Source organism: Haematomicrobium sanguinis DSM 21259, from assembly GCF_000688395.1.
Classification (GTDB): Bacteria; Actinomycetota; Actinomycetes; order Actinomycetales; family Micrococcaceae; genus Haematomicrobium; species Haematomicrobium sanguinis.
In genome coordinates, this window is record NZ_JIAG01000014.1 from 16231 (window position 1) to 33328 (window position 17098).

The following is a 17098-nucleotide window of genomic DNA, read 5'->3' on the forward strand; positions in this document are numbered from 1 at the left end:
ACCCGCAATAGCGCCCGGAGCCGTTGACCGCTCCAATTCGTTTGTTGCCAGCGTGGCCACGACACTCAAGGAACCCCCATGACGATGCCCTTCGCTAGCACCGCCGCCCACCTCACGCCGTCATCCCTGGTGCCTGCCGCCACGGATCCGAGCCAACCGCAATATGAGGGCTTCATCGGCTGGATCCTCAGCCTGATCGACACTCTCGGTGAAATCGGTGTTGGCATCGCCGTCTTCGCCGAAACCTTCATTCCTCCCATCCCCTCTGAAGCGGTGCTGCCGGTGGCCGGGTTCCTCGCCTTCGACGGCCGGATGAATCCCGTTTTCGCTTGGGCCATGGCAACGCTCGGCGCGCTTGTCGGCGCGTGGGCCTGGTACGCAATCGGTGCCGCCTTGGGTCGTGACCGCACCCGCCGGCTTATCGTGAAAATCCCGCTCATGGACGGCGAAGACTTCGACAAAGCGGAGAAATTCTTCCAGAAGTGGGGTGTCGTCGCGGTACTGGTTGGTCGCTGCGTCCCGCTGGTGCGCTCCTTTATCTCGATCCCCGCGGGCATCGAGCGCATGAACCTGCTCAAATTTTCCGCCTACACCGCACTCGGTTCAGGTGTGTGGAACGCCATCTGGATCGGCCTCGGATACGCATTTGGCCCGGCGATCCGTCCAGCCTTGGAAAACTGGAGCGGAATCCTGTCCAAAATCGTGGTCATCGTGATCTTGGCACTCGTCGCGTGGTTCGTCATTGCGCGGCTCCGCAAACGCTCGCGCCTAAAAACACCGCAAGCATAATTTCCCCAAACTAGTTGATCCGCTGCACCGAATAGCTTTGTACACGTGCACAGAATCCGCATGCCGTGAACATCGCCAAGGGAGCGCAGTTGGACAGCCAGACCGCGAGCACACCGGAGCTCACTCCGCCCGCCGCATCCCGCCGGATTGCCGTTGTCGGCTCCGGAATCTCCGGACTCATTGCAGCCTGGATTCTCAGCAAAACCAACACTGTCACGCTCTTTGAAAAGGACGATCGGCTCGGCGGTCACGCGCACACGCACACCGTCCGCACCACGCCAGAATCTATTTCCGAAACCACCAACGTGGACTCCGGATTCATCGTCTTCAACGAACGCACTTACCCAACACTGATCCGCTTTTTTCGCGAGCTCGGCGTCGACTCGCAAGCGTCCGACATGTCAATGTCCATCACGTGCCAGGGCTGCGGCCTCAGTTACGCCGGCGGCAAGGGACTCCGCGGCATCTTCCCCCGCGGCGCCGGCAACTTGCTGCGCCCGAGCTTCCTCAAAATGCTCCTGGAAATCAAGCGTTTCCACCGCCTGGCAACCCGGTTGCTTGAGAGCACTGCAGGAGCCATGCAGGAGCCAACTTTTCGTGACCCTGCATCACCGACGCTCGGCGACTTTTTGCGCGAGCACCGGTTCTCGGTGCATTTCACCAGCCACTTCCTGACGCCGCTCATCTCGGCGGTGTGGTCCTGCAACGCCGCGACCGCCGCGCAATACCCGGCCCGCTACCTCTTCACCTTTCTGCAACACCACGGCATGCTTAGCGTCAGCGGCTCCCCGCAATGGCGCACCGTCACCGGCGGCTCCGAGCAATACGTCCGCAAAGCAGCGGCGAGCATCGCGGATATCCGCCTGGGTTCTCCGGTTCAGAGCATTAAGGACGACGGCGTTAAGGTCGCCATCACCTCGATTCCCACCTTGGTCGCCACAACAGCGAGCGCCCCCGTAGCCGTGGCGGACCGCTTGACCCCACCAGAACGTGTCGGTGCCGCGCGCCTTGCCAGCGCGGCACCGGCATCCCCATATGGCGCTGACCCACTCACCGAGGAGTTCGACGCCGTCGTCATCGCGACACACCCCGACCAGGCGGCATCGCTGCTGGAAGACGGCCACCCCGCGAAAAGCATCCTCAGCGATATGCCTTATTCCGTCAATGAAACAGCCCTGCACCGCGATGCGAGCGTCCTGCCCAGCAACCCGGACGCGAGCGCGTCGTGGAACTACCTGCTACCGGATTGCGGGGCAATGCCCGAAGATGTACTCGTGAGCTATGACCTCAGCCGACTGCAATCACTCGGGAACCCCGGCGGCAAACCGTTCGTGGTCAGTCTCGGCCTGGGAGAGAGTATCGATGATGCAGCTGTCATCGATCGGATGACCTATGAGCACCCGCAATACACCCCCGAATCGCTCCGCGCGCAAGCAGAGCTCAGGAACCTCAACTCGCCGCGCATTGCCTTTGCCGGCGCTTACCACGGCTGGGGTTTCCATGAGGACGGAGCGCTTGCAGGCGCGCGGGCGGCCACGCACCTCGGCGGAGTGTGGCCCGAATGACGCCGAGCGCAATCGGTGCGGCCAACTCACTGTATGCGGTCAACATTCGTCACGTTCGCCGTGAGCCCATGGGCAACTCCTTTCGGTACCGTTCTTATCAATGGTTTGTCGATCTCGATCACCTTCCTCGCCTGCCCTGGTGGGCAAAGCCGTTTGCGCAATTTCGCGGCAAGGACCATCTGAGCGACGCCCCCGGCAACCCGCTTAACAGCATCGCCGCCAACGTGCGCGCCCACCTCAATGCCAAAGGCATCACCGCCGACGGTCCCATCTACATGCTTGCCAACGCCGCAATCCTTGGGTGGGTGTTCAACCCGGTCTCCTTCTTTTGGTGCTTCCGCAATACACCTGAAGGGGCGCCGTCCGAACTCGAGTGCGTCCTCGCCGAAGTCCACAACACCTACGGCGAACGCCACACCTACGTCCTCCACCCCGACGCAAGAAACCGCGCCGCAACGACCAAGGACTTTTACGTTTCCCCCTTTCATCCGGTCGATGGCCACTACACGATGACCCTGCCAAAACCAGATAAGCACCTGGCTCTGACAATCACTTTGCACCGACCAGAATCCAAGCCGTTTACCGCCACGATGACCGGAAACCGCCTGGCCATTACCGGAGGGAACATTGCCCGGATGCTCACAGCAATTCCGCTTGCCCCCTTGCGCGTGCTCGCTCAAATCCACTATCAAGGTGTCAAGCTGTGGCTACGCAGGCTCCCCGTCCAGCACCGACCGGCGCCGCCGACCAACCAACTCAGCCTCTCTCGAAAGGACTCGCAGTGACCACGACAACCGCCCACGTCAGCGCCGATATTTGGCCGGACATCGCGCGCGTCCCGGACGGACTTCGAGCCCAACTCGGCGCACCCATTGCACGCAAACTCTTCCTGAGCGCCGTGCGCCGCCTGCCGCTCACCCTCGAGATGCCCGGCACCGCACCAGAACCCAATAACGGCACCACCAATAAGACCGCAACCCACCCGGTCATGACCATCCACTACCCGGACCGCTTCTTCGCCCGTCTCGCCCAGAGCGGCCTGATCGGCCTCGGCGAGTCCTACATGGCACGCGAGTGGGACGCCGAGGATCTCGCCGCGGTCATGGGCGTTTTCGCCTCCCAAGTTTCCAAGCTCATCCCGCAACCCCTCCAAGCGCTCCGAAGCCTGCTCATCCCGCGTCACCCCAAGTCGGAGCGCAATGAGAGCGCCAACACCAAAAGCAACATTGCCCGTCATTACGACCTTTCCAACGACCTCTTCGCCTCGTTCCTCGACCCGACCCGCACCTACTCTTCCGCTCTGTTTGAAAGTCTTGACGCGCCGTCGTACGCCACCTTGGAGGCCGCGCAACAACGCAAGATCGACCGCCTGCTGGACGCCGCCAAGGTCACCGCCGGGTCGCGCGTGTTGGAAATCGGCACCGGCTGGGGCGAACTCGCCCTCCGCGCGGCCGCCCGGGGCGCCACCGTGTTCTCCGTGACCCTCTCCGAGGAGCAAAAGGAACTCGCCGAACGGCGCGTCGCCGAGGCCGGGCTGTCCGGCCAAGTCACCATCCAGCTCATGGATTACCGGCAGATCACCGGCCAATTCGACGCCGTACTCTCGGTCGAAATGATCGAAGCCGTCGGGCTCGAATTCATGCCAGAATACTTCCGCGTCATCGCCGATTCGCTGGTGCCCGGCGGCCGCGTGGGCCTGCAAGCGATCACGATCGGCCACGAACGCATGCTCGCGACCCGCAACTCCTACACCTGGGTGCACAAATACATTTTTCCCGGCGGCATGATCCCCTCCTCCGAACTGATCGGCGCCGAGGCCCGCGCGCACGGGCTGATTGTGGAAAACCGACTCGCGTTCGGGCAACATTACGCGGAAACGCTACGGCTCTGGGACGAGGCGTTCAACCGGGCGAGCGAGCGCGTGGATGCGCTCGGATTCGACGAAACTTTCCGGCGCATGTGGCATTTCTACCTCGCCTATTCGCGCGCCGGCTTCGCATCCGGCTACCTCGATGTGCAGCAATTCGCGATGGTCAAGGGCGGCCGCGCATGAACTCCATGAATTACGACGGCGATGGGCCGGGTATCGCAGGTAAGCTCGCCTCGGTCGTTGAGTCAGTGGGCGGGGGCGAGTGCCCGGTCACCATCGAGGCATGGGACGGTAGCGTTGCGGGTGCCTCTAGTGATGTGGGCGCGCCGGTGGTGTCGTTGCGTTCGCCGAATGTGGTGCGGCGGCAGGTGTTTTCACCTGGGGAACTCTCGCTGGCGCAATCCTATGTGATGGGCGAACTCAGTGTTTCCGGGGATGTGTACTCGGCGTTGCGGTATGTGTGGGATTGGGTTCAGGCACGCCGTGACGAGGGGCAGCCGGTTGGTGTTCTGGTGACACCGGCCCTGATCGCTCGGTTATTGGGTGTGGCTCGGGATGCCGGGGTGTTGCGCGAGCTGCGCCCTCCCGCGGCGCCCGCGACGCAAGCGAAGCTGGGTGGGCGGCTGCACTCGTTGCGGCGGGACTCGGATGCGATTAGCCACCACTATGACCTCTCCAATGATTTTTACGGGCTGATCTTGGACGAGCGCATGGCGTATTCCTCAGGGTATTGGGGCGCTGGAGCTAGTGATTTGGAGCAGGCGCAAGCCGATAAGTGCCGGTTGGTGGGGTCGAAGCTGGGTTTGCGGCCCGGCATGCGCGTGCTGGATATCGGGTGCGGGTGGGGGTCGCTCTCGATTGAACTGGCGGAGCAGTTTGGTGTGGAGATGGTCGGGGTGACGATTTCTGCGGAGCAATTGGCGTTTGGATTTGAGCGGGCGGCGTCGAGGGGCGTGTCTGATTTGGTGGAACTGCGCTTGCAGGATTACCGCGAAATATCCGGCGGCCCTTTTGACGCTGTGGTGTCTTTGGAAATGGGCGAGCACGTCGGTCAGAAAAACTATCCGCGCTACGTCGAGGCAATTCGCTCCAACCTTGCCCCCGGTGGGCGCGCGCTGGTGCAACAGATGTCGCGGCGCGGAAAGTACCCGGGCGGTGGGCCGTTTATCGAGTCCTTTATCGCGCCGGACATGTATATGCGCCCGTTGGGGGAGACCGTGGAGTTTTTTGAGCGCGGCGGCTTGGAGGTCATCGGCGTGCAGTCGCTGCGCACCGACTACGTGCGGACCGTCGAGGAATGGCGGGAGAACTTTGCGCGCAACCGCGAGGCTGCTCTGGACATGATGGGCGAGGAAGTCGTCCGGGTCTGGGAACTGTACCTGGCCGGCGGTCAGCTCAGTTTTGAGCAGGGGCGGATGGGCGTGGATCAGATCTTGATGCAGCGGTAATCACGGCGAGTGTCGGGCTAGGCTGGTTGTAGTACATCCATTCGAGGAACCCGAGCAAATTCAAGAGGGGACATTGTGACCAACAATATGAACGAGCCGTCCGCGCATACCGCCAAGCAACGCGCGATGTCCAAAGCATTCATCATTCAGGGCGTCATCGGTGCGGTGCTCATTGTGGGCGCGGTGTTGTGCTTTGTCTATGGCCAAGTCCTGCTCGGGATCCTCTTGATCGGGCTGGAGATCGTCGTCTCCCTCGTGGCGATCTTTTGGGCTCAGCACATCCAGCGGCGGGTTCGCAACGGCGAATAGTTAGATAGCACGAACGCCCCGCAATCGCTGGGATTGCGGGGCGTTGTGTATGGCGGCCACAGTGAGGTCTCGTTGGAACACAGCCAACTGGAAGGACCTTCCGTTGTGAAACACGCAATGGAATGAACGCAAATCAGTCTGAGTCAAATTGTAGGAGTATTTAGCCAAACACGTTCGGTGTTTGCGTTGAAAATAATCACATGTATCTGGGCTTCAATTTCAGCTCGGCGCTCAGTAAACCCGGCATTCTCGATGAAAGCGTTCCGTATGTCTTCGGTTGAGGATCGAGACGCTGGGTCGTACCAATAGATGATCAATTCTGCTTGGAATGAATCATCACTACCGGCATAGCTCATCGCGTGAGATAGCGATTCGGCTATCTTACTCCACCACCAGCGGTCGGACTCACCCAGAGAGCATCCAAAAATGATAAACAGCTCTGTATCATTGAACAGGTGCCCGTACCGTATCTGGTTCTGCGCCCAGAAGGGCTTCGCTAAACGCAATGCCTGATCTCGATTACCGGTAACTGCTTTTGGCGTATCAATGCCAAACAGCAAAGAACGCGGAATACCCTGCGCCCCGTGAGGGTGGACAATCTCCGTCATCACGTATGAAGAGAAGACATCCCCTGGGCGTATTCGTGCTTTCGAAACTTGACCCGGATTACCTTCAAAAGAGAAATTTCGATCTACAGTGAGGTGCGGCATTGAGTCGAACTGCTGCTGATCGAGGTAGATATAATTATCAAATATGGATGTATAGTTAAAGTTGAAGAAAACGAAATTGTAAGCATCGAAATTGTCACAGCGTGTTGGAAACGTCAACTGTCGGTAGCTATCGTCCGATAAGTCTTTTAGAAAGCCCTGCAAAGATGCCAGTGCGAGCTTCTCGTTCATCGAGTGTTCCCCAAGCTGGACAAGTAGTGCACTTGGAACGGCGAAATCCAAAAATTCTGCAAAAAATTGTTGCATTTCGCGAAGATTGACAACCAACCTGGCAGTCGCGGAGCGATCTCTACGGAATAGACCCTCGACTATCGCCTCTACGTCGCTCCAGTCTTCTTTGCCATCCTGATTCAGCCTTTCCATCTCACGATAGATGAGGTTTTCAGTATTGAATGAGCGCAGCTTCAAGAAGTGGAAAAAGCTCTCGTAGCGCGTATTGGTTTTGGCACCATAGTTGTACATGGCTTGCAAATCGAACCCATTGCCAACAAAGGAAACTATATTCCGCTGCTTAACCGGTGACGTGAATCCAGATAACATCAGGTCTCTGTGGCTCATATTGCATTCTCGCTTCTAAAATTTTATGTATTCGTATTATTACCCATACACGACAGTTTGAAAACCCCAGGATCGTACGGTGTTCCGCCCGGTGTTCGCCTCGCTCTTCCGTTCACTTTGCCGACCACACGCCACCGTCCCCGGATTTCTACGCCACTTCGCCCGAACTGGGATGGGGGTCCTGCTGCTTTCGCAGCAGACCGAGCCGGATTGCAGGTGCAGCGTGGGCTGGAAGAGTGTGCGTATCCCTCGGTGACCGAATCCGCAGACCTTTTCGAAACGAGAATTTCGCCAAACCAGGGACACGTTGTTGCGGAATACACATCATGCCGAACGGAATATTTTCTCCTTCCGTCAATCGAGCTATCCTCGCGGGGCCACTCGAGAGAAAACCGCGCCGAACCGGGGCGTTAGAGCGGCAGAAAGGAGTAATAGATATGGCGATCTATCCTCAGCCCGAAGCCGCTACGCGAACAACATCAACCACCTAATCTCGCGCGGTTATCTATCTTCGCGTCTCTACCTCACGCCAAGCGAACGAGAATGGCGAGGCAGAAGGCTACTCAATCCCGGCGCAGCGTGAAGCCTGTCGGCGCAAAGCCGAAGAACACGGTGCGACAGTTATTGAAGAGTTCGTGGATGCAGGTGCATCAGCGCGTTCGGCAGATCGTGACGGACTGCAGGCGATGTTCGGCTACCTCGGCCAGCAGGGCGCCGACTACGTCATCGTGCACAAGATTGACCGGCTTGCGCGTGACCGGATGGATGATGCGTTCATTCACCTCAAGATCAAGAGCGCGGGAGCTGCGCTCGTCTCTGTCATGGAGAACATCGACGACACGCCATCCGGCAAGTTCCAGCACGCCGTCATGGCAGGCATGGCAGAGTACTACTCGTCCAACCTGAGCCATGAGGCCAAGAAGGGTATTGGCTAGAAAGTGAAGAACGGCGGCGCCCACGGCGTCGCTTCGATCGTCTATGCCAACACGCTGAGTCGCATCGAAGGTCGCGAGATAAAGAGCGTTTCGCTCGACCCGGAGCGGGCACCGCACATCAAGCGGGCGCTCGAGACGTATGCGCGTGGTCAGGTCGGCATCTCTGACCTGCGCGATCTGCTCGAGGAGCGTGGTCTCCGGAGCCGTAAGACGACGCGGTATGTCGGCAGCGCACTTAGCAACGCCCAGGCGCATCGGCTGCTGTCGAATCCGTACTACACCGGGTGCATCAAACACCGGGATGTCTTCTACGACGGTGCGCATGAGCCGTTGATTAGCGACGAAACATGGAACGAAGTCCAGAGTGTGCTCGCAGGGAGGCGCATCGCCGGCGACCGGTCATGGAAGCATTCGCACTTCCTCAAGGGAACCGTGAAGTGCAACCGCTGCAAGCGCCGGATGGGGTTCGGCTACGCAAATGGTCGTGGTGGCACCTACGCATACTTTTTCTGCCTCAACCGGCACACCGGCCGGAGTGTCTGCGATCTGCCGTACATCCAGCAGCACGAAGTCGAAAATGCCGTTGACCATCTCTGGGCCTCGCAGCACTACAGCGAAGCCGAGCTTGCGCACATTGAAGAGACGATTGACGAGTTGGTTGCACTGGAACTTAATGACAGCAGAGAGCTGGTTGCCGTGCAGCAGAGCCGACTCGTCACGCTGACGCGCAAGAAGCGGCGGCTCAGTGATGCTTATCTCGACGGCATCGTGCAACCCGAAGACTTGAAGCCACGACAGGAGCAGCTTCAGACGGAGATCGCTGACGCCGAACGACTCGTCAGGAATGCAGCAGTCCACGGCGACATCACGAAAGAGCGCATCGGCATCTTGCTCAAGCTCGCGCGTAAAGCTCACAAGCTCCACCGATCAATCGGTGACAGGGCCAAGGGTGATCTCAACCGCGCCCAGTTCAGGGCGATATACATTGACTCGGAAAGTGACGAACCAGGTCAGGGCCACGAAGTAACCCTCGTGCCCGCGCACGCCGACGTCCTGGCCGCATTCGTGGCCGTGGCCCAGGAAGCCCGCCAGGCCCTGAACGCGCGGGACAAGGCCAGACGCAGGCGAACCAGCCAGCCAACCGCGGAGGACAACGGAAAAACCCCCGACAAGCTTTCGCTTGCCGGGGGTTCCAATCTGTATCTACTGGCGGTGACGGTGGGATTTGAACCCACGTTGGCTGTTACACCAAACAACATTTCGAGTGTTGCACCTTCGGCCGCTCGGACACGTCACCAAACAACTCCACTACTTTACCGTAAACGCCCCGTGCCACCGAAACCAGGTGGCTAGCGATGATTCGCAAAGAAATCGCGGAGCAACTCAGCGCATTCGGCCTCGCGCACCCCGCCAAACACCTCGACCCAATGGTTGAGCCGCGTCTCGCGCAGCACCTCCAGCACCGATCCGGCCGCCCCCGCCTTCGCGTCCCACGCGCCAAACACCACCCGCGGAATCCGCGCGAGCGAAATCGCGCCCGCGCACATCGCGCACGGCTCCAGCGTGACCACCAGCGTGCACCCGTCAAGCCGCCACCCCGGCACCTCCTTGGCGGCCCGCCGGATAGCCAGCATTTCCGCGTGTGCGGTGGGATCGCCGTCGTGCTCCCTTTCATTGCGCCCGGCGCCAATCACTACGCCTTCGGCGTTAAGAACGACGGCGCCAATCGGCACATCGCGCGTGTCCAGTGCCGCGCGGGCTTGGGAGAGCGCGAGGCCCATCCAGTCATAGAACTGCGCCTTCTGAAGTGCGATCCCTTTGTCCACCCCTCAATGGTACGTTTAGACCTATGCGCGTACAGGTTGTCGACCACCCCCTTGTTGCCCACAAACTCACCGTTTTACGGGAGAAGACCACGCCGTCTCCGGTGTTTCGGTTGCTCACCGAGGAACTCGTGACTTTGCTCGCCTATGAGGCAACGCGCACGGTGCGGGTAGAGCCGGTTGGGATTGAGACTCCGGTCGCGACTACTACCGGCACTGGTCTCACGAAGCCGACGCCGCTCGTGGTGCCGATTCTGCGCGCTGGGCTCGGCATGCTCGAGGGTATGGTCAAACTCTTGCCGACTGCCGAAGTCGGATTCTTGGGGATGGCGCGCAACGAGGAGACCCTGGACGTTATTACCTATGCGGAGCGGTTGCCGGATGACCTGACGGGGCGTCAGGTGTACGTGCTGGACCCCATGCTCGCGACCGGCGGAACGCTGCGCGAGGCAATCAAGTTCCTGTTCAAGCGCGGAGCTACCGAAGTGACTTGCATTTGCCTCCTGGCCGCACCCGAGGGGCTGAAGGTGCTTGAGGAAGAGCTGGCGGACGCGAACGTGAATATTGTTTTGGCGTCGATTGACGAGAAACTCAATGACAAGGCGTACATTGTTCCGGGTCTGGGCGACGCCGGAGATCGGCTCTACGGGGTAGTCGGCTAGGGCGCTTTGGATTACTGGAGAGTAGGTTTTGCCGGTCGCGCGACCGTCTCATTATGTGGACAAATATTTTCTGGCGTGACGAAGCTTAAGTTCAGATTCGATTCACACTTGGAAACAATCGAATTATCTTCGGTGTAACCAGGTAATGAGGGCTAATCTTCGAGGCGGATGGCGTTACTGGCTGGGTTCTGGCTCAAAAATTCGATTGTGAAGCGGATCACAAAATCAAGCGATTTCTCAGCATACGGACATTTTTCCCCGAGAATGATTGCCGCTGGACCTGCGTCGGGTGCAATAATTCTTTATGTGAACATCGAACCCACATCCATGACGTCGCGAGCCCCGCAGGCCATCAAGCCTGCGGACGTTGCCCGTGAGTCGATGTGCTGTCGTTGTCGAATGCATAGCTAAAGCACTACCCCAGCTCTAGTTCTCTATTCATCATTCGAGCCCAACGGCGGGTTCGCCCGTCTCGTCTCGGACACCACCCCTGCATTCGAGCCGATGATTTCGGTTTCTCAACGTTTACGAGGTTTCACCATGAGCACTTCTTCCGGCTACGTCCACATCTCTGTACGCAACGCTCAAAACCGCTCCCGCGCTGTACGTCAAGCGGGACCGTCCCACTACGGTTACGGCAACCCTGGTGTCGCACCGGGTTCTCCCTACGCCTATTCGCCGCAACAACGTTTTGCGCCCGTTCCGGTGGCGGCGACTGCGCCGCGATTGGGCCCAGCGAATAGTTCCTCTGCGGACGTGGCTCGCCCCGACGCCGATGCCATCGCGCGTGGCTTTGTTCTATACGTCGGCATTGACGAGGACACCGCCGCCGACGCCGGAACCTCGCTCGCCAAGCTCGCTCAAGAGGTGCGGAAATTTGTGCAGACTCTCGTGCCCGAGGCCGAAAGTCACGCGGCGGTAGCGATCGCACCCTCCACGGCGATCGGCTCCGACCTCGAAGTGGTGCGCCGCGCGCTGGGGGATCCCACCGCCGCCCGGGCGCAACGCATTGATTCCGCGATCAACCAGGAGAGCGCGCCACGACCCAATGGCGTGTTGATTGATTTGCCGCGCCGCGAGGTCCACCTGGACGGGGAGAGCCTCAACCTGACCTACAAGGAGTTCGAACTTTTGAGCTTCTTGGTCGACAACGGGACCCGCACGGTCACTCGTGACGAACTGTTGGATTCGCTGTGGAGTGGATCGGGCGAAGTGCCGAATGAGCGCACCATTGACGTGCATATTCGCCGACTGCGCTCCAAGCTTGGCCGGCTCGCCAACACAGTGCGCACCGTGCGCGGCCAGGGTTACCGCTTCTACGAGCACCCCGAAGTTGTCATCTGGTCCGCGCCAGAGTACTCGATTTAGTTTTCCCCACGGTTAGAGCGGGAGCGGCGAGCGCTGCTTCCATCACTTGGCAGGCCCAATTTAACGGTGCAGGCCCATATATGGGCCTGCACCGTTAAATTGGGCCTGCTAAATTGGGCCCGCATTCTTGGGGCGCGCCACGGCGCAGGCGCCCGTTGCGCTGCAATTACTTAGCGCCCCAGTAGCGTCCCAGCATTGCCCGCGCCGCCATTGACTAGACTGAACGCATGAAGGGCAACGTCAAGACTCTGATGCTCATGCGGCACGCCAAGGCGGCATGGCCCCCGGATGTTGACGACTTTGACCGCCCGCTTGCCGAGCGCGGCCACGAGCAAGCGCCCGAGGTGGGCCGCTGGATGCTGGAAAACAATACGGTTCCGGACTACATCCTGACCTCGAGTGCCCTGCGCACCCGGCAAACCACCACGTGGGTTTCCCAGGAACTGGGGGAGCTTGCGCCGACGGCCAAATTGGAGGACGGTCTTTACGGCGCCACCGGGACGGAAATTATCGTCCACATCAATCACGTTCCCGAGACTGTGCGATCGCTACTGGTTGTCACCCACATGCCCGGTGTCCAGGACGCAGCGATGCGCCTCGCCAGCGCACAATCCGATGAGGACTCCGTGCTGGATCTCGCAGGACACTATCCGACCGCCGCTCTGACGGTCATGAACGTCACGAAACCCTGGGCGGAACTTGACGGCAGGGACGCTGACGTCACGAATTTCTTTGTCCCGCGCTAAAGCGTCAATACATCCACGTCCCGCACGTAGCCGCGCAACGGCAGCATCAGCACACGAATGGCTTCATCCCGCGAGCGTTCCGGATGAAAGACCTGCCGGTCCAGGGCCAACACCAACGCAGATCCCATCATGAGACCGACCAGGGCCTGCTCATCGATGTCGGTTTCGACCTCATGCCCCTCGACCGCGCGGCGAATCGCCTGACCCGCAATCGAGAACAGGCGCTCGCGCAACAGCGCCAAGGTCGAGTGCCATTCGCTGGGCGAACGCCACAACTCGCTGATGATGAGTTGCGAGAAGGAGGGGTACTCCTGGAAGAAGTCGAGCGTGTACCCCAGCGTCACCTTCAACGCTTCTAGCGGTGGCACGGAATCGTCTGGCACCAGGCGCTCTTCCAACAGATCCACGCCGTATTCCAGTAACTGCGCCACCAGATCGGATTTGCTACCGAAGTTGTAATACACCGTGCCTTTGGATACTCCGGCCGCCGCCGCGATCTCATCCACGGTCACGTGCGCGGGACCGCGCTCGCCGATGAGCAGCATCGAGGCGTCGAAGAGTTTCTTGCGGGTGGCGGTGGTCCGCCCCGGTCGGCGGGTCGGTGCCGGCGCACTGGGCTCAACGTAGTTCATACCGCGATCTCCGGTTGCAGGGTCTTGAGCGTCCAGAGCTTGTGTTTGCGCGCGGCCAAGGTGGAAAGCAGCAGCCCGATCGCGGTGTAGAAGAACAGCGCGGCAACCACGGGCACCACTTGGGACAGCTCGCCACCGTAAATCAACTGCCGCATACCCGTCACCACATAGCCCAATGGCAAGATCTGATGCGCAATCTGCAAAGGCTCAGGAATGGTCTGCCACGGGAAGGTGCCGCCGGCCGAAACCAACTGCATCACCAACAGGATCAGCACGACGAACTTGCCCACCGTCCCCAAAAGCGCCACCACGCCCTGAATGATCGCGGTAAATGCCATCGCCGCCAGTAGCATCAACAGCCAGGTCAGCCACGGATAAGCGGTGTCCAAGCCCAAACCAAACTGCACCACCGCAAACAGCAGCGTTGCCTGCAGCGCCGCGATCGCCAGGAACGGCAACCATCCGCCCACCGCGATTTTCCACGACCGCGCATTGGAGGCGAGCGCCCGCTTGGTAATGGGACGCATCGCTTGAATCAGCATAAACACGCCAATCCAGAGGGCCAGCGACAAGAAGAACGGCGCCAAACCGGCCCCATAGCTGTTCGCCTGGGTCTGTTTCAGATCTTCCACCTTGACCGGATCGGAAATGACTCGCGCCGCATCTTGACGCTGGTCATCGGTAGGATTCGGGACGGTGCCAGCACCCTTGCGCAATTGAGAGGCAAGCTCGTGCGCGCCGTCATCCACTTTCCCGACTCCGTCCGCTAGGGCGCTCGAGCCGTCCCGCGCGGTGGTGAGGCCATCGCGTAGCTGCACCGCGCCGTCGTACGCGCTTTGCTGCCCCGCGGCCAAGGTGCCGGCACCGCTATTCAGTTCAGCTGCACCGCTGGCGAGCTGAGCGGCACCATCGGATGCCTGCGAAATCCCGCCGACGAGCGCGGGCATGTTGTCGGCGAGTTGCCGATTGCCGTCCGCCACCTGCTGCGCGCCATCGGCGAGCTTATTGACCTGGCTGACCGCGCCGTCAACCTGCGCCTGCGCGTCCTTGACCGCACTGGAATTTGCGGCGGAGTCGAGGTCGGCGAGGATCTGATCGGCCTGTGCCTGCGTGAGGATTCCGGCGTCCACAAGTTGCGCTGTCCGATCCTCCACTGCCTTGCGCACCGAGTCCTCGGTCGCGCGTAAGTCTTGGACCGCCGTCGTAATTTTATCGGCGAGCTGGCGATTTCCGTCCGCCACCTGCTGCGCGCCATCGGCGAGCTTGGCGGTCTGCTCGGGGAGCGCGGCGGTCTTGTTCTTGAGTTCGCCGAGCCCGCTATTGAGCTGGTTTGCGCCGTCGGTGAGCTGCCCGGTGCCATCGCGCAGTCGGTTTGCGCCGTCCACGAGTTGCACCTGCCCGTCGACGAGGCGCTGCGAGCCGTCGGCGAGTTGGCCGATGCCGTCACGCAACTGGTTGGCGCCATCACGCGCCTGGCTGGTGCCGTTGGCGAGCTGGTCCGCGCCGTCCGCCGCCTTGACGATCTGTGCGTGAATCTGGCCGAACCCGGTGAGCAGCTTGTTCGCCGTCTCCTCGCCGACCTCCTTCGCCACCGAGTTGTGCACCTCGGTGGTCAGCTTGTCCACAATGGAGCTCAGCAGGTAGTTATTGGCATCATTGGTGGTCACCTGAAGGATCGCCTGGCGGGAAGAATCAAAGTCCGACGGCGATGCAAGCGCCTCGCTGAAATCTTCCGGGATGATGAGGGCAAAGGAATATTTTCCACTTTCCACCCCGTCATTGGCGGCCTGCTCGCTGTCCACCGGGATCCAGTTAAAGGTATTGGTGTCCTGGAGGTTTTTGGCGACGTTTTCACCGGCGTCGAGGGTAGTGCCGTCCGCCATGGTTGCGCCCTTGTCTTCCACAACGAGCGCGGCATCGAGGTTCTTGAGGTTGCCGTAGGGGTCCCAGTTCGCGTAGAGATACACCGCGCCGTAGAGGATCGGAACCATTGCCAGCGCCAGGATGGTGAGGCGCGGCAAAATGCCCGAGGTCATGCGTTTGATCTCGGAGCGGAAAAGCTGGAAAACGGTCACTGGGCATCACCTGATTGTGGGGTCTCGGGTGTTTCTGACGTTTCTGGGGTGGCCTCTTCTGCGGGTGCCGAGGCGTCGCCGACGTAGAAGACGGGGCCGTCAAAATTGGCGGGCACGTTGAGCACTGTGGCGACAACGGTGTCACGCTCGGCGAATTCTTGCAGCGGGGTGAGCCATTCCTCGGCGTAGGGGGTGTGGCGGTCCGGGGTGTCGAAGACGAGGGTATCGACCGCGTAATCGGTGAGAGCAAGGTTGGCGAGCAGTGTGATGCGGTCTATCGCGTTGACTTGGTCAATCCAGTTGTCTTCGAGGTGCTGGAGATGGTTGACGTTCAGCCATTGCGTTGCGGTGAGTTTGGCGCGGCGCTTGCCCGGGATTAGGGCGAGGTCCTCGTTGACAAGGTCGAGAATCTTGAGGTGAGATTCGGGCTCGTTGACGTCAATGGCGTCGATCAGGCCGGTGTGCATGCGCAGGTCCTTAGGGGAGGCGCTGTGGTCATGGGTGACAGTGCCGGAGGTCGGCTTCATGCGGCCGGTGAGCGCAAGCGCGAGGGCAGTGCGGGTCAGCGCCGCGTCCGCTTGGACTAGGGTGACCGTCTTGCCGGGGGCAACCAAGCTGGTCGGCGGAACCAGGTCGGTATGGCGCCCCTTAATAAAGAGGTTGTGGGCAGTGAGCATGGGGGTCCTCAATCTTCCGATCTGTAGCCATGTTATCTAAACTGACTGGTCAGTTCAAATAAGAGGGGTGAGGGGTGTGCGTTGTGGTGGCCCAAGAGGGTTTGGATGGTTGTGCCGTGGGTGGCGGGGTGCGGCGGGTTAAGCGGTTTCCGGGCGCTGTTGTCTGCTCAGCCCCAGGTTCACCTTGCGTTCGAGTGCTTCGCGGGCCGCTTCAGGAAGTAGGAGCACGCCGTCGAGTTCTTTGAGGGCGCGCTGGTAGGCGGTTTTACGCTCGCTGTCGGTGGAGCCCTGGTTCGTGGACATCGCGACGAACTGTTTTGCTTTCTTGAGCCGGTCCCGTTCCGCGGGGGTGAAGTTGTTGTCCTTGACGCGCATCGCTTCCCGTTCGGCGGCATCGAAAGCGGTGAGGTAGTCATCCACGGCGTCTTGGTATTCGCGGAGTTGGTCTTGGGTGAACGTGGCGTCCGCGCTCTCCGGGGCGAGTCGATCTGCCTTGCGCTTAGCCTTGAGGTACGCCGAGGTGAGCGGTTCCCGAACGTCGGTCATGGCGGGGTAATCGATGAGTCTGGCGACGTCGAGTTCATAGGCGAGCCAGCGGTCATTGACGGCCTTGTGAGATTTCAGCGCCTCGGTGGTTTGGCGGCGGAGCCGATCCTGCGCGGTAGGAGCGGGAGCTTGTTGGGGATGTGGGCTCGGTGTGGCGCCGGCTTGGCCATAACGCAGGCGCATGCGCTCCATCTTGCGTTCGTGCCGCTTCTCGTTCTCTTTAGAGATGGCTTTGAACGCTCCACCGATGGAACCGGCAATCATGGCGCCAAAGGCCCAGACCACCCACATGTTGGCGGACACCCACTGAAATACCTGCTGGAACTCATTGCCATCCGCTGCCACGATCATGATTTGATTCTAGTGA

16 protein-coding genes, 1 tRNA gene and 1 pseudogene are annotated in these 17098 nt (G+C 60.4%); 11 read left to right on the forward strand and 7 right to left on the reverse strand.

What is annotated here, in order from left to right:
* Window positions 1–78 precede the first annotated feature (78 nt).
* The 6 genes from O148_RS0112005 (at window position 79) to O148_RS0112030 (ending at window position 5981) form a co-directional block, all read left to right on the forward strand.
* Window positions 79–789 (forward strand): DedA family protein, encoded by a 711-nt coding sequence (locus O148_RS0112005; protein ID WP_240470862.1) that lies wholly within the window; start codon window positions 79–81, stop codon window positions 787–789.
* 65 nt (window positions 790–854) lie between these two features.
* Window positions 855–2354, forward strand: a complete 1500-nt coding sequence (locus O148_RS17920) for an NAD(P)/FAD-dependent oxidoreductase (protein WP_075204361.1) — start codon at window positions 855–857, stop codon at window positions 2352–2354.
* Window positions 2351–3139, forward strand: coding sequence for a DUF1365 domain-containing protein (locus O148_RS0112015; RefSeq protein WP_026531118.1), 789 nt, complete (start codon window positions 2351–2353; stop codon window positions 3137–3139). The genes O148_RS17920 and O148_RS0112015 overlap by 4 nt, the downstream gene beginning before the upstream one ends.
* Entirely contained in the window at window positions 3136–4407 is a 1272-nt protein-coding gene (locus O148_RS0112020; protein ID WP_026531119.1) for an SAM-dependent methyltransferase, read from the forward strand. Before O148_RS0112015 ends, O148_RS0112020 begins: the two co-directional genes overlap by 4 nt.
* On the forward strand, window positions 4404–5672 hold the full coding sequence (locus O148_RS0112025) for an SAM-dependent methyltransferase (protein ID WP_026531120.1): 1269 nt from the start codon (window positions 4404–4406) through the stop codon (window positions 5670–5672). Before O148_RS0112020 ends, O148_RS0112025 begins: the two co-directional genes overlap by 4 nt.
* Window positions 5673–5747: 75 nt before the next feature.
* The gene (locus O148_RS0112030; RefSeq protein WP_026531121.1) at window positions 5748–5981 is read left to right on the forward strand and encodes a hypothetical protein; all 234 of its coding nucleotides are present in this window, start codon (window positions 5748–5750) and stop codon (window positions 5979–5981) included.
* 143 nt (window positions 5982–6124) lie between these two features.
* Here O148_RS0112030 and O148_RS0112035 read toward each other — a convergent pair whose 3' ends face one another.
* The gene (locus tag O148_RS0112035; protein WP_026531122.1) at window positions 6125–7267 is read right to left on the reverse strand and encodes an AbiH family protein; all 1143 of its coding nucleotides are present in this window, start codon (window positions 7265–7267) and stop codon (window positions 6125–6127) included.
* Between the two features lie 503 nt (window positions 7268–7770).
* Between O148_RS0112035 and O148_RS17195 the strand changes: the two genes are divergently transcribed.
* Both O148_RS17195 and O148_RS18275 read left to right on the forward strand, forming a co-directional pair.
* Complete coding sequence (locus O148_RS17195; protein ID WP_084157291.1) at window positions 7771–8202, forward strand: recombinase family protein; 432 nt, start codon at window positions 7771–7773, stop codon at window positions 8200–8202.
* A gap of 3 nt (window positions 8203–8205) precedes the next feature.
* A pseudogene (locus O148_RS18275) lies at window positions 8206–8727 on the forward strand (recombinase family protein); the annotation flags it as partial.
* A gap of 682 nt (window positions 8728–9409) precedes the next feature.
* Here the strand turns inward: O148_RS18275 and O148_RS0112050 are convergent.
* Both O148_RS0112050 and O148_RS0112055 read right to left on the reverse strand, forming a co-directional pair.
* Window positions 9410–9499: transfer RNA gene (locus O148_RS0112050), tRNA-Ser, on the reverse strand.
* A 52-nt stretch (window positions 9500–9551) separates the two neighbouring features.
* Window positions 9552–9983, reverse strand: a complete 432-nt coding sequence (locus O148_RS0112055; protein ID WP_051620175.1) for a nucleoside deaminase — start codon at window positions 9981–9983, stop codon at window positions 9552–9554.
* Between the two features lie 68 nt (window positions 9984–10051).
* On the opposite strand from O148_RS0112055, the gene upp reads away from it, so the two are divergent.
* From upp to O148_RS0112070, 3 genes are all read left to right on the forward strand, one after another.
* The gene (gene upp / locus O148_RS0112060) at window positions 10052–10687 is read left to right on the forward strand and encodes a uracil phosphoribosyltransferase (protein WP_026531126.1); all 636 of its coding nucleotides are present in this window, start codon (window positions 10052–10054) and stop codon (window positions 10685–10687) included.
* 540 nt (window positions 10688–11227) lie between these two features.
* Window positions 11228–12055, forward strand: coding sequence for a winged helix-turn-helix domain-containing protein (locus tag O148_RS0112065; RefSeq protein WP_026531127.1), 828 nt, complete (start codon window positions 11228–11230; stop codon window positions 12053–12055).
* A 227-nt stretch (window positions 12056–12282) separates the two neighbouring features.
* Window positions 12283–12801 carry a SixA phosphatase family protein gene (locus O148_RS0112070; protein ID WP_205618191.1) on the forward strand — a complete coding sequence of 173 codons (519 nt, stop codon included), beginning with the start codon at window positions 12283–12285 and terminating at the stop codon, window positions 12799–12801.
* Here O148_RS0112070 and O148_RS0112075 read toward each other — a convergent pair.
* The 4 genes from O148_RS0112075 to O148_RS0112090 form a co-directional block, all read right to left on the reverse strand.
* Complete coding sequence (locus tag O148_RS0112075; protein ID WP_026531129.1) at window positions 12798–13433, reverse strand: TetR/AcrR family transcriptional regulator; 636 nt, start codon at window positions 13431–13433, stop codon at window positions 12798–12800. The genes O148_RS0112070 and O148_RS0112075 overlap by 4 nt on opposite strands.
* Window positions 13430–15508 (reverse strand): YhgE/Pip domain-containing protein, encoded by a 2079-nt coding sequence (locus O148_RS0112080; protein ID WP_026531130.1) that lies wholly within the window; start codon window positions 15506–15508, stop codon window positions 13430–13432. The genes O148_RS0112075 and O148_RS0112080 overlap by 4 nt, the downstream gene beginning before the upstream one ends.
* Window positions 15505–16185 carry a hypothetical protein gene (locus tag O148_RS0112085; RefSeq protein ID WP_026531131.1) on the reverse strand — a complete coding sequence of 227 codons (681 nt, stop codon included), beginning with the start codon at window positions 16183–16185 and terminating at the stop codon, window positions 15505–15507. Before O148_RS0112085 ends, O148_RS0112080 begins: the two co-directional genes overlap by 4 nt.
* Window positions 16186–16323: 138 nt before the next feature.
* Complete coding sequence (locus O148_RS0112090) at window positions 16324–17082, reverse strand: hypothetical protein (RefSeq protein ID WP_035746027.1); 759 nt, start codon at window positions 17080–17082, stop codon at window positions 16324–16326.
* Between the last annotated feature and the right edge of the window lie 16 nt (window positions 17083–17098).

Excerpts from the sequence above, each read along its gene's own strand:
- O148_RS0112005 (WP_240470862.1), top strand. The coding sequence starts at position 79 with ATGACGATGCCCTTCGCTAGCACCGCCGCCCACCTCACGCCGTCATCC.
- O148_RS0112015 (WP_026531118.1), top strand. The coding sequence starts at position 2,351 with ATGACGCCGAGCGCAATCGGTGCGGCCAACTCACTGTATGCGGTCAAC.
- O148_RS0112025 (WP_026531120.1), top strand. The coding sequence starts at position 4,404 with ATGAACTCCATGAATTACGACGGCGATGGGCCGGGTATCGCAGGTAAG.
- O148_RS0112035 (WP_026531122.1), bottom strand. The coding sequence starts at position 7,267 with ATGAGCCACAGAGACCTGATGTTATCTGGATTCACGTCACCGGTTAAG.
- O148_RS0112055 (WP_051620175.1), bottom strand. The coding sequence starts at position 9,983 with ATGGGCCTCGCGCTCTCCCAAGCCCGCGCGGCACTGGACACGCGCGAT.
- upp (WP_026531126.1), top strand. The coding sequence starts at position 10,052 with ATGCGCGTACAGGTTGTCGACCACCCCCTTGTTGCCCACAAACTCACC.
- O148_RS0112065 (WP_026531127.1), top strand. The coding sequence starts at position 11,228 with ATGAGCACTTCTTCCGGCTACGTCCACATCTCTGTACGCAACGCTCAA.
- O148_RS0112070 (WP_205618191.1), top strand. The coding sequence starts at position 12,283 with ATGAAGGGCAACGTCAAGACTCTGATGCTCATGCGGCACGCCAAGGCG.
- O148_RS0112075 (WP_026531129.1), bottom strand. The coding sequence starts at position 13,433 with ATGAACTACGTTGAGCCCAGTGCGCCGGCACCGACCCGCCGACCGGGG.
- O148_RS0112085 (WP_026531131.1), bottom strand. The coding sequence starts at position 16,185 with ATGCTCACTGCCCACAACCTCTTTATTAAGGGGCGCCATACCGACCTG.
- O148_RS0112090 (WP_035746027.1), bottom strand. The coding sequence starts at position 17,082 with ATGATCGTGGCAGCGGATGGCAATGAGTTCCAGCAGGTATTTCAGTGG.